This is a genomic window from uncultured Desulfovibrio sp. (genome assembly GCF_902477725.1).
In the GTDB taxonomy this organism is placed as follows: Bacteria; Desulfobacterota; Desulfovibrionia; order Desulfovibrionales; family Desulfovibrionaceae; genus Desulfovibrio.
Map to the genome: position 1 here is coordinate 49,339 of NZ_CABSIF010000005.1, position 15,113 is coordinate 64,451.

The following is a 15,113-nucleotide window of genomic DNA, read 5'->3' on the forward strand; positions in this document are numbered from 1 at the left end:
AAGCAAAAAGCCCATAAAAGGAAAAGGCCGTCCATCTCTGAACGGCCTTTTCCTTTTACCAATGACTTTTGACTAAGCCTGATTTTTCATTTTTTCTATAAGCCGCTGGAGTGACTGAGCCTGTTGCGTCAGGTCTGCAACCGCACCGGAAGCCTGCTCCATAGCTTGAGCGGTTTCCACAGAAATTGTCGCTACCTGCTCGACAGACTGATTGATCTCCTCGCTGGCGGCGGATTGCTGCTCACTGGCTGTAGCAATAGACTGAACCTGATCGTTGACCAGATGGACGAGCTCAAGAATTTTCTTGAGCGATTCGCCGGAACGTACCGACATGTTGGTTGCACTTTCAATAGTCACAGCAACCTGCTCGACATTTTGAATATTCTTGCGGGTGCCAGCCTGAATGCCTGTAATGGCCTGACCCACTTCCTGCGTGGCAGTCATGGTTTTTTCCGCCAGTTTGCGCACTTCATCTGCAACGACGGCAAAACCCCTGCCCGCATCGCCCGCACGGGCGGCCTCAATGGCGGCGTTCAGCGCCAACAGGTTGGTCTGGTCGGCTATGTCGGCAATGACCCCCATAATCTGGCCGATGCTCTCTGCCTGCTTGCCCAGAGCATCCATATCTTCCTTGATGGCAATGGACTGCGTGTGGACGGATTCAATGCCCTTAACTGCATCGTCGAGTATCTTCGAGCCTTCCACGGCCTGTTCCCGGGTTTGATGCGAAACATCCGCAGCCTGCTGGGCATTTCTGGCAACTTCCAGCACAGTGGCGTTCATTTCTTCCATGGCCGTAGCGGTTTCACGCACACGGCCCGACTGCTCGTCAGCCCCACGGCTGGACTGCGCAATCTGTTCAGAAAGTGCTTCTGACGCGGACGACACGATCTGTACGATCCCTTCAAGCTGCTGCGCGGCCTGGAGCATGCCTTCCGCCTTGGCCCGTTCTGCCCGGCGGGTTGCCTCCTCGGCAAGAGCGGTTGCTTCCTGCGCGGCTTTAGCCTGCTGTTCGGCCTGCTGAGATTTGCTGTCTGCTTCGGCAATTTTGGCTTTGAGATTGCCCACCATCTTTATGAGCACACCGTAAACGCCGCCATCGCCGGAATACGGCTTGAATGCCAGATCAAGCTGACCGGCGGCTATCTCCGATGCCACATGATGCAAATAACCGGGGTCCTCGCCGAGCTGCTTTGTTACACCCCTGATAATCAAAATGGAAACTGCTGTGGCAGCGAGCATGACCGCGATTATCAACGAGATCGTAAGCAACTTCCCTTGTTCGTATGCAGCTTCCGCGTCAGCAGCGGAAGTCTTGCTTCCTTTGTTATTGACATCGATAATAAGCTTTAGCTGATCAAGAGCTTCACCATACTGCACCCTTGCCGAGCCAAGCACCAACTTGACAGCTTCTTCGGTGTTGTTGCTTTTGGACAGAACCTCAACATTCACGTGATTTTCCGTATAGGCCTTCCATGCCGCAAGAAACTTGGGGAATGCGACTTTTTCCTCAGGCTCAGAGATTAATTTTTCATATTCTTTAACTTTTTCATTAATACTACCGGTCAAACTCTGTATCTTATTTTCATACTGCCGCATCAATGATTGGTCTGTTGTGAGAATGTGAATTAGCTCATTGCGCCTGTATTCATTCACCATACTATTAATTTCACCAACAACCTTGATTGTTGGAAGCCAGTTTCCAGAAATATCCTTGACATCTTTATTTATAGAAGACATTCCAACAACAGAAACAAATCCAATAATTATTGAAAATGCCGTCAACAATACTGCAAGAAGCACAAGTTTTATCGAAAGCCTCATAATAAACTCCTGGAGATAGTTGCAATTTACGTTGTTTATCCGTTCAATGGATAATGATATACTTTCAATAGACGTCTTCAGAACTTCAGTCTTTTATCGTCTATCTATACCAACACTTTATACATTTTTAAACTATATTTTTTATCTTTATTTAACAATATGATAGAATAATTACATACCGACAACATACCTAAAGTATACTACAAGTTACATTGCATTCCATCAACAAATAGAGGCATAAATATTAATTAATGCATTTGAATGCCATTCAATATTTCATCTGTTACAAATGCAAAGCCCCCGTTCAGATTGAACAGGGGCTTTGGCATATATAAGAACCAGCCTGATCAGATGATTTCGCTGAGGCCGGATTGTTCCTGTGCCTTGAACTTCTGTTGCAGCATGAGTGGCAATGCTTCCGGGTCGGCAGGGTCATACTCAAACATCACGGCAGTGCCGAAGCAGGAAAAATACTTGCTGCCATCGGGATGAAAGGCCACGTTTTCATTATAGCCCACAATAGCCTGTGCGCCCTTGTTCATGGCCCTTGCCGCCATGCCAAAAAAGGCTTCGTCCGAGTCAAACCCCCGGCAACAGACAAGGCCAAGCACCTTGGCAATGCGTCGCCCCTCCACCTGATGTGTTGTCACCACAGGAAAGCGCCCGGCCAGAAAAACCTCACGCACTCTGGCGCTTGCGTCAGAAATGCCCACAGTTCTCTCGGCCTTGCGGCTTTTTTTATCGTGGCCTCCCAGCAAAAAAAACATGCTGAACCTCCAGATCAGATGGATGTTCGGGTAATCGACACCCGTTTACATTCAATCTGCAAAGGCCTTGCCAAATAAACCTAACCATTAAATTACAGCATGTTACAAAACAATCAATGCGCGCAGTCAGAACATTGACTCGTCAGCGCATCTGATTGGCAACCTTGACAAAATCATTGTAGGCGGCCCGGCTTGCCAGAGCGGCCTTGTTCATTTCAAACCGCACTGGAACGTAAAACTCTTCTTCAAGCCCCTGGTCAAAAAGCTGCGCGTAGCTGCCTGCCTGCTTGAGAAAAGCACGGTACTGACGCTCCAGTTCCGGCGCTGCCATAAAAGGAGGCCGCCCGCCTTCTGCAATGGCTGCGGCAAGCTCGTCACGCTGGGCCTTCAGCGCCTCTCTGTCTGGCTTGCCGGGTGCAAGCAGGGTTGCAGTTTTGCCAAACACGGCAAAAATGCGTTCCGCAGCCTGAATTTGCCGTTTAAGCGGATGGTTGTGCAGCAAGACATCTTCTGCCGGGGCAGCCTCGCCCTCCACAATCGCCATATAGGCATCGCGGGCAACAATAAAGGAGGCATGGCCCTTGAGTATTTCTGCAGCAAGGGCCTTGCCCTTGACGCCGTTATCCTGAATGCTTTCGTCGGCCACGTACTTTTCGAGCAGGCGATAGTCAGCCCGCATGTCTACGATGGCTTTATTCATGTCCTGCACGCAGGCGGCCATTTTTTTGGTCTGCTCAGGAGTAAAGAGGCTGACAGGGGGCGTCAGGCGGCGGGCAAGGGCGGCATCCTGATCCGTATTCAGCTCAGGGCGTTTGGCCAGTTGCCACTCTGCCAGGTAATACTTGGTGTAGGCCGCCAGCACATCGGCCTGGGCATAGCGCCCGGTTGCCAGAGCCATCGAAGCAGCGTTGGAAAAAGCCACCAGCCGGTCTGCCCTGTCCAGTTCTTCCGGGCTGGGAGGCGGGGTTGCTTCTTCCACAGCTTGTGCCTGAACCGCAGTTTCCGCCTTTGGCGCGCTGTGGGAGGATTCGGCAGCAGGCTTGCCGTTTGCGCCTTCTTCCTTTTTGCCGGAATCACAGGCGGTCACAAGCAGGGCCACACTCAGGGTCAGCAGCAAAGCAAGAACGAATTTTTTCATTGGCGTATATGAGCGAACGTCCCGCGTTGTAAGGCAGGACGTTCAGTAGTGGTTACAAGTAGTTGTAAAGCTGCCAGCAGACAGGATACCTAGGCGCGGGCAGCTATCCAGGCGCTCAGGCCCGTGAGGTCTTCGCCCCAGGGGAACGAGCCGCCCTTCAGCTCCGGCCCCACACCGTAAAACAGCGTACCCACAGTTTCGGCTGCGTCCCTGTCTGTGGGGGCATCGCCCACCATGAGCGCATCGGCGGGGTCAAGCTTCTGCCTGTTCACAATCTGGGCCAGCAGCACGGCCTTGGCTGGCGGGGAGCCGAGGATGGCGTCAAAATAGCCATCCAGCTTGCGCTCGCGCAATACAGCCAGCACTTCTTCGTGCGGCGCGCCGGAGCAGACAAACATGGGCAGCTTGCCGCGCCAGGAATCAAGAGTTTCCTGAATGCCGGGTATCAGTTCGCAGCGGCGCAGTTCGTCCAGCACATATTCGGCAAAGCGGTTACCAAGTTCCTCTGATTCCTCGGGGGTTATGGTCTTGCCCAACACGTCTTCATAAAACCACTCAAACTTCTTGTAACGGCTCACGCCGCCGTGCACCTTGTGGTACATCAAAAAGCGGTCGCGCGCCTCGGGGCCAAATGGTTCCATAAGACGGCCAAAGGCCCGTGTTTTCACGGGCACGCTGTCAAGAATGACGCCATCGCAGTCAAAAACAAGGCATTGCAGTGACATAATATTCCTTGAAAAGCTGTTCGATTCCGGGGCGGCATGCCCCCATCTTGCCAGAGCATTTCAGCATGAAAGGCTCTCGTTAATCCCAGTGCTTCTGACCGCCTTGCCCGCGCATGCCGATAAGCTTGGCCGGAACACCGCCTACAATGCTGAAGGGGGCCACATTGCGCGTGACCACCGCGCCAGCGCCCACCACAGCCCCGCGGCCAATGCGCACATCTGGCGTAATGACGCAGTTGGCGCCGATCCACACGTCTTCTTCAATAATAATCTGACCGGGAACATGCCCCTGGTGCATGATCGGCACATCCTGACGCGCGATGCAGTGGTTGGCCGCACGGATAACCGTGCCAGGCCCCACGGCGGTTTGCGCGCCTATCTCTATGCGGCCCGCGTCCGCCCCCACGTGCACATTGGGGGAAAGGGCCACGCAGTCGTGCAGCACCAGGTCGCCGTCAGAGGCGGTAACAAAACAGCCGCGCCCCATGCGCACGCCGTTGCCAATGCGCATGTTGCGGCAGCCCGCAAGGCTCAAGCCCGTGCCAAAACGCGCCGAACCGCAGCTTTTGAAAAGCCACCGCCAGGCAAACAGGCGCAAGGCAAGGCCCACAGGCGTGGGAATCCAGGCAAAAGCGGCCACCCACAGTTCTTCAAACGCCGCCGACACCCGGCTGAACAGCCCTGGCCCTGCATGCGGCTTTGGCGGTGCGGCCTTTACTCCGGGCTGGACTTCAGGTTGAGCAGACGGCCCTGCCGACACCGAGGTTTCGGCGGCAGCGCCGCGGGTTTGTGCCCCCACGGCGCTCGCGCTTTTTGAACCGTCAGCGGCCTTGTCCCCTTGTGCAGGGGTGGAATTAAGCTCGCCCGCCATTTACTTGCGGTATTCCTTCATAAGATCATCACCTTCCATGAGGCGGGCCACGCGGGCCAGATCTTCAGGGGTGTCCACGCTCCACGATCGGCAGTCGGTGGGCACCATGTGCACCTTTTCGCCGTGCTCGAGAATGCGCATCATATCCACGGATTCATAAATTTCCAGCGGGCTTTCGGGCATTTCGTTGAAGTGCAGCAGATAGTCGCGGCGGAAGGGAATGATGCAGACCTGCTTGCGCATGGGCACCTTGTCCGAACCTTTTTTACGCGAAGGAATGGGCTCGCGCGAAAAATAGAGCGCGTTGTTGCAATGGTCCACAACGACCTTGACTTCGTTGGGATCTTCAAATTCCTCAAGGGTGTCCATATCGGCCATCAGGTTGACCACGTTGATGGAGGGATCTGCCAGCATGGGGGCCACGGCGGCATCGATCATTTCGGGGCGCACCATGGGTTCATCGCCCTGCACCATGACCACGATGTCGGCCTTCTGGCCGGTGGCGGCTTCGATCTTCAATAGGGCTTCTGCGGTACGCGTGGAGCAGCGCACGTGATGGTCGCCCGTCATGACGCTCTTGAGCCCTGCGTCCTTGCAGTAATTTTCAATGATCTCGTCGCAGGTGGCCACATAGGTGGCGGAAAGGCACTTGCTCATGGCCGTGCGAAAGGCCACATGCCCCACCATGGGAACGTTGTGGATAAGGGCAAGCGGTTTGCCGGGGTAACGGCTGGAACCCATACGCGCGGGAATGATGGCAATGATGTTCATCTGACGGCTCCTTGTGGCCTCAATAATTTGTGTGCGTAAAAAACTGCATCCAATCATGCCGCAAACGGACGCATGCCCTTGCGGCAACTGCCGTTTCCAGGTCTAGTCGTCAGTGGATACGAGGTATCCGCCCTCAGACGCCAGCTCGGGGTGCAGCTCCTTGTGTTCCTCTTCCATCACGCGCAGGATGCCCTGCCCCAGATCAACAGTCAGCGGCGGCACCAGCTTACGGCCCACCTTGGGCATAAAGGCATAAGGCGTGACCTGGTAATGCCCGCTGTTGGGATCATTCAGATAATTGATGGCCAGTTCCTTGCCGAGCATTTCACCGATCATCTTGAACAGGTCGCTCACGCGCATGGGCTGGTTGCCAGAGATGATGATATTCTGGTTCTCAAATTCCGGATCAAGCACGGCCAGAGTGGCTGCCGAGGCATCGTCCACGTGCACGTATTCGCGCAGGGCCGTAGGCGCTCCGTAGTAGGTGATGGCGCCGTTGGCAAGAGCCTCGTAAACAAACCTGTTGATGGCGTTGCGGCGGTCGGAACGCGGGCCGTACAGCGAGCCGTAACGCAGTATGGTGTACGGCAGGTCGTGCATGGCCTGATAGTTTTCGATATACAGTTCGCAGGCCTGCTTGCTGCAACGGTAAAAGCCGCCTGACTTGCCGTACACGTACAGGGAACTGGCAAAAACATAGCGCTTTACGCCAGCTTTGCGGCAGGCCTCAAGCACCATGACGTTGCCTAGCACGTTGATGCGCGCCGTGTCCACCGGGCGGTTGTTGGCTTCGCCGATGTCGGCAATGCCAGCGTAGTTGAAGACCATATCCGCACCGGCTACGGCGCGGTTGACGGTTTCTTCATCCAGAATATTGCCTGCAAGCATGGTCTGGTCGGGCCGCAGAAAGGGCGAGGGATGCAGGTCAACAATGGTGACCGCATGCCCGGCTTCAGAAAGCTTGTCGCAGATATGCGAGCCCAGAAAGCCGGACCCGCCAAAGACGGTAATATTCACAGTTATTCTCCCGAATTGGGGCGTTCAGCCGCCCGCCACAAAAAGACCGAATCAATGCCATACGCGATAAAACGGCTGCCAGCGGCAATCTGCCGCTCAAGCTCCGCAGGGTCAGGCTGCACAATGTGCAGGCCCATGCGCGCGCCTGCTTTGGCGCAACCTTGGGCAATCCGCGCCATGGCAGCTTTGAAGTCCGGGTGGTCAAACTGACCCGTAAGCCCCATGGAGCCGGAGAGATCGTAGGGGCCGACCATAATGGCGTCCAGGCGGGGATGCGCCAGAATGGCCTCCAGATTTTCCACCGCGCGGATGTGCTCGATCTGGGCCACCAAAAATATCTCGGGCGCGCGACTGGCGCGGTACTCGTCAAATTTTTTGCCAAAAACGTTGGCCCGGCAGTAGCCCACCCCGCGATATTCGGGCGCGGTTTCACCCGCGGCGCGCCAGGTGTCCTGCCCGGGGTACACAGAAAGATCAATGGCCCGGTCAAGCTGTGCGCGGCTTTCAATCATGGGGAAGATAAGCCCCTGAGCCCCGGCCTCAAGCGCAGCCTTGATCTGGGTTTTGCTGGCCTCGCCAAGACGCGCGAAAGGAGCCGCGCCGCCGCATTCGATGGCGCGGAAAACGTCCGGCAGCCCGGTGCGGCCAAAAGAGCCATGTTCCATATCAACAGCAACCCAATCATAACCGGCGCGGGCCATAAGCTCGGCCACATCAGGAGAGGGCAATTGCAGCCATGTGCCGACTGTGGCCTTGTCTGCCGCCAGCCGAGTGCGAATTTCATGTACAGTCATATCAAGCGGATGCCGCCGCAGGGTTGAAGATTACGATAAACGTTCTCTACTATACGCCCTGCGCCCACCGTGCGCAATACGGACAGAGAGCCCGCCGCCAGTGGAAATGCAAACCCGACATGCGCAAACTCGGCGCACGTTGAATCCAATGCAACAGTATCTGCCCCTTTGCTGCCCGGCCAAAGCCAGTTTGCGCCAGGGACGCGACAGCAACACGGCGCTTTTGATGATCTGACAGTTATGAGAACGAAATTGTTACTTTTTTATCAAAGAAGAAATAGAGAAAAGACAGGGCTTGGCGTTTTAACATGAGCATGCTAATAAAAAAGCCCCCCGTGGGTAACGGAGGGGCTTGGATAGGAGCCAGACTGCGGCAGAACAGTCTGGTTCGCAGGAGGAGGCTGGAAAAATCAACAAGAACGTCAACGCCTTATGGCGCTGACACTTGTATATGGACACTCCGAAACTGGCATTGCCAGACGGGTGTTTGAATCCACTCTCCGCCGGGGCTCCTGGATCGCAAGATTCAGGAGCTTTTTTATTTTGCCCACAAAACCCTCGCGGGGCACAGACAAAACAAACAAAGGGCTTCGGCGCAAAGCCCCTGCTCTTCAGCCTACGGGCTCAATGAACTGCGATCAACATAGAATGGAAGAATCCTTAGGTCAAGGAGCTGCGCAATTTTTCACATATTTTTTACGCATTTCTTTTTATCCGCTCAGGTAACTATTTAAATATAATAGTAAAAAATAACGGCCATTTTTCTATAATTTTTTAGCACCTTGCAATCAGGAAACAGAAGCATTAGCTTACAGAAGACATCAGGCTGATTTGCCGTTTTTCTGGTGACTTCACGCAAACACCCCGTCAACGCATGCAGCGCTGACGGGGTGTGCAGGTATCTATACGTTGGATGAAGTGTCTAGAAGGGCCAGACGTTATCCATAAGCCGTGTGAACCAGCCCGGCTTCTGCTTGTCGGCCAGTACGCCCTTGCCGTAGTATTCAATACTTGCGTCCGCAATCTGGGTGGAAAGTACGCTGTTGTCAGCGCTGACGTCCTTGGAGCGGATCATGCCGCGCACGACCATATACTCTGTTTCTTCATTGACGCGGATTTCGCGCGCGCCCTCAATCTCCATCAGGCCGCCCGGCAACACGCGGAGTACGCGCGTGGCCAGCGAGGTGGTCACGTAGTTCTCACGCTTGGTCTTGCCCGTGGCCGTCAGACCGCTGGTAGACCCCGTATTCAGGACGGGCAAGCCCACCGCAGGCTGCGGCCCCACGGGAACAAAGGGAATGAAGCCTGCGTGATCCCTGTTGAACATGGCGGAAACCTCGTAATCGTTGGAGCCTTTCTTGTTGGCTGTGGTTTCTGCCTTGTTCTGGGCCTTGGTATTTTCCACCAGTTTGACCACAACAATATCACCAACGCGCCGGGCGCGGCTGTCTTCAAAAAGGGTATCTGTTTCGCTGGCGGCAAAAATCGACCCCGGATTGTTGGCCGAATTGGCCTCCTGCCGATATTCCTGTGGCGGTGTTACCGGCGGATGCAATGCAGGTCGCCGGGTTGGGCTGCCGCCGCAGGCGACGCAGAACAGGTAGCTCAGCGCCAGAACGGGTATTATGTATCGTGCCTGCATATGCTCCTCTCCTTCCACCTTTAAACGCTAGTGGATTTCCACGGTGCTGCCATCTTTGACAATGGCGTATACCTGTTTTTTGGTTTGCAGATTCCGTACCGCAATGGTGGCCCCCGGCTCGCCGTCGGCCAGGGCCTGGGCCTGCGTGGCTATGCGCAGGTTGCCCTTTATATAGATGAGGTTGACCACATCTCCGCGCCTTACCATCAACTGGCTCACAAGATCGCTTTGTAAAATTGGCTCGCCGGTGTTCAGCGCGCGGTTCACCTGCCAGGGGCCGCCGCGCCCATCCCAAGGCAGATCACGCAACTGGCTGGCGTTGACCTTCATAAAGGTGACGGACTCTGCCGCCAGGGCTTCCCCTTTGTTCATGGGGCGCGATGCCGCCGGAGCCGTTATCCAGAGGGTGAGGTTGACCGTGCCGGAAATGCGCCGAAGCACGTTGCCGTCCACTTCCTGCACAGCAAAGCGCAAGGGCACGCGACCGGGCGACAGTTTGCCCGGTTCAAGCTGCACCCTCTGCTGCGCATGGGCCAAAAAAATGTAATCCGGCAGCCGGAAGTCGCTCAACTCCACCTGCCCCGGCATGGCGGACAGCTGCGGCGTCAGACTTTTGACCACATAGGAACGCAGGTCTTCCTCATGAAACACCAGCCCCCCGCGCTGAATCACCAGCGAAGATGGCAAAATGCAACGCCCGGCAACATCCTTGCCCAAGGCCTGCCGCAAAGCCTGAGAAAGGCGAGAATGGCTGATCTGCAAGGGCTTGCCTTCTTCCGGGGGCGCAGGCCAAAGTTGCTGCACGCGCAGTTGCGCCCAGGTATCCTGCCCCATCTGTCCCAGCGGGACAGCAATATCACCCAGCAAAACCATATCTGAATTGGTGACCGCTGCTGAAAGAATTTTGAGCCGCCAGTCGTCAGGGCCAAGCATGTTCAGCTGGCCATTCTGCACCACGGGGGCTTCGCCTGCGGCAAGCTGGTTGCGCGCCTTGGTGGCCCGCTGATCCTGCGCATCATCCGCAAGGGGTATCTGCCCTGCCTGAGCCTGGGGAGTGCGCAACTGGGTGACTATCTGATTGGGCGAGCGACGATGGTTGCGGTCATTATCCTGCCAGGTGGCGCTGGGGACGCCGCCCTGCGGAGCCGCCACGGAAGCCGTAGCCCACAGGCAGCACACCAGAGCCGCAGCCAGAAGCGCGCGCAAAGGCAGCACCTGACCATCCCGCATTGCCCATATGACCTGCAAAAACCGCATGACGCATACCCCTAAAGTCTTTTCACGCTCAAATACCTGCATGACGGCGACGCAGCATTGCTGCCAGTCCCCAGCAAGCCTTTCGTGGCGCAGATTTTTTCAAAATCAGCGCAAAACAGATAAACAATTTCAACAATAATCGGCCCTAGCTGCGCTTGAGCTGCACAGCGATGCCCAGCATGGAGTCTGATGTCTGGATGGACTTTGAGTTCACTTCATAGGCACGCTGACCCACAATCATGTTCACCATTTCGTCCACAACTTCCACGTTGGACATTTCCAGAAAACCCTGAGCCAGGGTACCCACATTGTCTGTGCCGGGCACGCCTTCTGTGGCATCCCCCGAAGCCTGAGTGGGCGTGTAAAGGTTGCGCCCGCGGGCATCAAGACCCGCTGGATTGATAAAGGTGTAGAGCGGCAATTCGGCCCCGGCCAGTTCCTGCCCCTGCGCATCCAGAGCCGCCATGTGGCCGGAGGATGAAATGGAAATGGTCTTGGTTTGCGCGGGCACGGCAAACTGCGGTTGCAGAATATAGCCGTTGGCGGTGACCACGGTGCCATCCTGATTGAGCTTGAAGGAACCGGCGCGCGTGTACATGAGCTCGCCGTTTACATCCACCTGGAAAAAACCGTCGCCTTCAATGGCTACGTCCAGAGTATTGCCGGTATTCTGAAAATCGCCCTGCGTAAAAAACTTGTGCACAGCAGTGGGACGAGCGCCCATACCGACCTGAATACCTACAGGCAGGCGGTTGTCACCCTCGGTGATGGCGCCGGCCATACGCATGCTCTGGTACATGAGATCTTCAAACTCGGCCCTGCTCTTTTTAAAGCCCGTGGTGTTGACGTTGGCCAGGTTGTTGGAAATCACGTCGATATTGAGCTGTTGGGCCACCATGCCGGTGGCGCCTGTCCAAAGCGATCGCATCATGGGAATTTCTCCTTATACATAACCAGCGCGGCTGCCGGTTGCTGCTAAACCATCGCCGGTTAACCCTGGCGGCGGCCCACTTTTTCGTTGGCAGCGCGATCTAGCGTGTCTGAGGTCTGCATGACCTTTTGGTAGGCTTCAAACTGGCGCTGCACTTCGATCATGTTGACCATTTCGGACACGACTTCCACGTTGGCGGCTTCCGTAAAGCCCTGCTCGACACGCGCGCCATTGTCGTAGGCATTGCCTTCAACAACCTGAACACCATCGCGCGGGCGAAAGAGGTTGCCGCCCATTTTTTCAAGATTCTGCGGGTTGTTCACGCTGACCAGGGCCAACTGGTCAATAACGTTGCCATCGGCAAGTATTTGGCCATCGCCGCTGATCTGCAAATGGCGCGTACCAGCCGGAACGTTGATAACACCACCAGCGCCTTGCACGGTGTAGCCCTGCGGCGTCATGAGGACGCCATCGCCGTTGAGCACAAAAGCCCCGTTGCGCGTGAGGTACTGCCCCGTCGGCGTAGTGACCCTGAAAAAGGCATTCTCTCCATTAATGGCAACATCAAGGTTGTTGCCGGTATATTGCATGGAACCTTGCGAAAAATCAGTGTTCGCCACAGATAAGCGAACCCTTGCGGCATTCATCGGTTCGGGAAACAGGGGCGTAGATTTGAGGTTCAAAATCGGCTCCCGAATCTCGTCAAAGGCAAAGGTCGGCATGGTATCTTTGAACGCCACTGTCTCACGTTTATAGCCACGCGTGTTCACGTTCGCCAAATTATTGGCGATGAAATTCATGCGGTGTTCCGTGGTCAATGCGGCAAAAAGTCCGCTAAACATGCCTGCTTGCATAAGCAGCTCCTTGTGTTGGCAGCAGCACTGAAAATGAAGCGCCGCCGTCTACCTCGGGCCTGATGGCCCTTGCCAGAGCTTTTGCAATATGCGGGCCAATACCCGTACATTTAGAAATATTCCCTGCTTGCTCGCGAAGCCCCGAAAAGGCACAGAAGACACAGGCTGCGGCAAGCAGAGCTATCAGCCCGTGGATGCAAGCATGGTGCCCAAGCGTTAATCAGACGATTCTAAGGTCGCCCCTAATATTATTGATAAAAGAGGTTACCCGAAGCGCCTCGCCACGGAGGTTGAACTGCCGCGACCACAGGCAGCCCCTGATGGAGACAAAAACGGCATTTGCGCGCGCCCTCCGTAGCCAGCCAATAAATTGGCCCCAGGAGCCAACTTTGGAAGGAACTTAAGCCTATCGTACTTGCCGCAATAAACTTTTTTTGCCGAAATCAAAAAAAATGCTTGCCAGCCACCCCCTGTTGGCGTAAACACATCTTCGCGCCGAAGTGGTGGAATTGGTAGACACGCTAGGTTCAGGGTCTAGTTCTCGCAAGGGAGTGGGAGTTCGAGTCTCCCCTTCGGCACCATAAGAAGATAAGGGATTACAACAGCTTGTTGTAATCCCTTTTTCGTTTACCCACGGCTTGAAATGCGCCTTTCCGGCCTTTTGACCCCCCAAATCAGACCTCCCTCAAAAGAGGGTCACAAATGGGGTCACAAGCGAGTCGATTTATGGCGCAGTCTTCTTTCGTCCATCCTCTCCGTTCCGGCAAAGCTCCCAGCTTCCTTTACCTAAAGAATGGAATTTTCTACTATCGCTACAGGTTCCCTGGTTGGCTGATAGCCCACATGGGGCACACAGAAATTCGTGTCAGCCTGCGCACTGGTCATCGGCCCCAAGCACTGCGCCTGGCAAGGGACCTACATTCACGCCTACAGCGAGCCCTAGAGATGGAAGACCTACCAACGCACGAAGAACTCCAGCGTCTGCTTCAACATGCGCTGGATGAGGTTCTCAATGAACCCAACAAAAGTTTGGTGGCACCGGATGAAATTCGCAGGCGCTTGAACGGCTACCTCCGGTTCCTTCTAGATGCTGACGCACAGTCGGACGAGGGGCGGCCTATTGCGCACGAGCTAGACCAGAATGGTTCGGTAATAGCGTCGATTGGCCTCGACACGGCCATGCTTGAATCTGCCATAGAGCAACAACGCCAGCTGAATTCATTTGACGGAGTTGAAGATTGGCTTCCCCTGAGCATTATGGAAATGATTGCTGAGCAGGTGTTTGATCGCAGAGAGATTGGGCACGACAACGTCATGGCCTTGGCGAAGTCATATATGGCCATGCAGGTGACGTTTAAAAGAATTCAGGCGGCGCGGATCAGTGGCGACTATGGGGCAGAACAGGCGTTCTATAGCGCCGAGAGCACTCCCTTCCCTCGTTCCGCTACTGTGTCTGCCCCGGTCTCCACACCGATTGAAAAAAAACCACAGCCTTCGCTTTTACTCAGCGAGCTGATGGAACGATATTCATCTACCCGCCTATCTGATGGCGCTTGGAAAGAGCATTCTGTCAAAGACCACCTCAGACGCCTGCAAAATATCATTGATATACTGGGCGACAAGGACGCGGCATCTGTCACTCGCGGAGAGATGCGCATGGTTCGCGACACCCTACGCAAATTGCCTCCTTCGAGAAAGAAAAGTCCAAAGTACAGAAACAAAAGTATTGCTGAGCTTCTTGCAAAGCCCCACGCTGTAACCATTTCCGTTAAGACCGTAAACATAATTGTTCAAGCCATATCAGGCATGTATGAATGGGCAATTCGTGAGCAGTTGCTGGCCATCAACCCTGCCAAGGGCCTGAGCATTCGAGACCCTCAACCTGACGTTGAAAAGCGTGATCCGCTTACCCCTGAAGACATTAAAACCGTTTTTTTCGGCGGGGATTACAAACCCTCGGCATTTACCAAACCGGCCTACTACTGGGTGCCCCTTATCGGCCTATACACGGGAATGCGGCTTGAGGAAATTTGCCAGCTTCACTGTGAAGACATTTTTCAGGATCCCGAGGGAATTTGGATCTTTGACATCAAGGAATCTTCGGATGATGGACTTAACGACAAGATTCTAAAAAACAAAAACTCACGGCGGTTTGTGCCGATACATAATGATCTTATTGAGTTGGGTTTACTGCGGCTTCGAGAAAAGCTTGTAGGTCATAGAGAGTGCCGCCTGTTCCCAGAACTTAAAAAAACGCCATCATCACCCAAGTATGGCAAGCAGGTGGGGAAAACGTTCAGCCGGAGGCTGGCAAAAAAACGGATTAAAGGCGCCAAGAGCTTCCACTCGCTACGGCACTCGTTCTCACAGTTTTTTAAGGTCAGAAACCTGCACAATGACATGTTCCGTCAGATATTCGGGCACGAAATCGCAGAGCTGGCAGGTCGGCAATATGGGGAGCGGTTTAGCGCCAAGCAATGCTTGGGCCTCATCACAATGATAAATTTTCAGGAGCAATAGTT

The 15,113-nt window shown here is 54.7% G+C and carries 13 protein-coding genes, 1 tRNA gene and 1 pseudogene; 3 read left to right on the forward strand and 12 right to left on the reverse strand.

Annotation, left to right across the window (positions count from 1 at the left end):
- Positions 1-72: 72 nt before the first annotated feature.
- The 12 genes from RDK48_RS05560 to flgF form a co-directional block, all read right to left on the reverse strand.
- Positions 73-1,824: a methyl-accepting chemotaxis protein gene (locus RDK48_RS05560; RefSeq protein ID WP_298996807.1), complete on the reverse strand. Its 1,752-nt coding sequence runs from the start codon at positions 1,822-1,824 to the stop codon at positions 73-75.
- A gap of 347 nt (positions 1,825-2,171) precedes the next feature.
- Positions 2,172-2,591, reverse strand: coding sequence for a hypothetical protein (locus RDK48_RS05565; protein ID WP_298996805.1), 420 nt, complete (start codon positions 2,589-2,591; stop codon positions 2,172-2,174).
- 142 nt (positions 2,592-2,733) lie between these two features.
- Positions 2,734-3,729, reverse strand: a complete 996-nt coding sequence (locus RDK48_RS05570) for a hypothetical protein (RefSeq protein WP_298996803.1) — start codon at positions 3,727-3,729, stop codon at positions 2,734-2,736.
- A gap of 89 nt (positions 3,730-3,818) precedes the next feature.
- Entirely contained in the window at positions 3,819-4,454 is a 636-nt protein-coding gene (locus RDK48_RS05575; protein WP_298996801.1) for an HAD family hydrolase, read from the reverse strand.
- A 79-nt stretch (positions 4,455-4,533) separates the two neighbouring features.
- Positions 4,534-5,325 carry a DapH/DapD/GlmU-related protein gene (locus RDK48_RS05580; protein WP_298996798.1) on the reverse strand — a complete coding sequence of 264 codons (792 nt, stop codon included), beginning with the start codon at positions 5,323-5,325 and terminating at the stop codon, positions 4,534-4,536.
- Positions 5,326-6,096: a 3-deoxy-manno-octulosonate cytidylyltransferase gene (locus RDK48_RS05585; protein ID WP_215647079.1), complete on the reverse strand. Its 771-nt coding sequence runs from the start codon at positions 6,094-6,096 to the stop codon at positions 5,326-5,328.
- A gap of 102 nt (positions 6,097-6,198) precedes the next feature.
- Positions 6,199-7,113: an NAD(P)-dependent oxidoreductase gene (locus RDK48_RS05590; protein WP_298996792.1), complete on the reverse strand. Its 915-nt coding sequence runs from the start codon at positions 7,111-7,113 to the stop codon at positions 6,199-6,201.
- A gap of 2 nt (positions 7,114-7,115) precedes the next feature.
- Positions 7,116-7,907, reverse strand: coding sequence for an HpcH/HpaI aldolase/citrate lyase family protein (locus RDK48_RS05595; RefSeq protein WP_298996790.1), 792 nt, complete (start codon positions 7,905-7,907; stop codon positions 7,116-7,118).
- 922 nt (positions 7,908-8,829) lie between these two features.
- A complete protein-coding gene (locus RDK48_RS05600) occupies positions 8,830-9,549 on the reverse strand; it encodes a flagellar basal body L-ring protein FlgH (protein ID WP_298996785.1) in 720 nt (239 codons plus the stop codon).
- A 27-nt stretch (positions 9,550-9,576) separates the two neighbouring features.
- On the reverse strand, positions 9,577-10,806 hold the full coding sequence (gene flgA / locus RDK48_RS05605; RefSeq protein ID WP_298996780.1) for a flagellar basal body P-ring formation chaperone FlgA: 1,230 nt from the start codon (positions 10,804-10,806) through the stop codon (positions 9,577-9,579).
- Between the two features lie 145 nt (positions 10,807-10,951).
- Positions 10,952-11,737, reverse strand: coding sequence for a flagellar basal-body rod protein FlgG (gene flgG, locus RDK48_RS05610; RefSeq protein WP_298996772.1), 786 nt, complete (start codon positions 11,735-11,737; stop codon positions 10,952-10,954).
- A 59-nt stretch (positions 11,738-11,796) separates the two neighbouring features.
- On the reverse strand, positions 11,797-12,591 hold the full coding sequence (flgF, locus tag RDK48_RS05615) for a flagellar basal-body rod protein FlgF (RefSeq protein WP_298996765.1): 795 nt from the start codon (positions 12,589-12,591) through the stop codon (positions 11,797-11,799).
- 494 nt (positions 12,592-13,085) lie between these two features.
- Here flgF and RDK48_RS05620 point away from each other — a divergent pair.
- From RDK48_RS05620 to RDK48_RS05625, 3 genes and pseudogenes are all read left to right on the forward strand, one after another.
- A tRNA-Leu gene (locus RDK48_RS05620) sits at positions 13,086-13,172 on the forward strand.
- 145 nt (positions 13,173-13,317) lie between these two features.
- Positions 13,318-13,524 (forward strand): annotated as a pseudogene (locus tag RDK48_RS14940) (DUF6538 domain-containing protein); the annotation flags it as partial.
- A 12-nt stretch (positions 13,525-13,536) separates the two neighbouring features.
- Positions 13,537-15,111 (forward strand): site-specific integrase, encoded by a 1,575-nt coding sequence (locus RDK48_RS05625; RefSeq protein WP_298996758.1) that lies wholly within the window; start codon positions 13,537-13,539, stop codon positions 15,109-15,111.
- Positions 15,112-15,113: the final 2 nt, after the last annotated feature.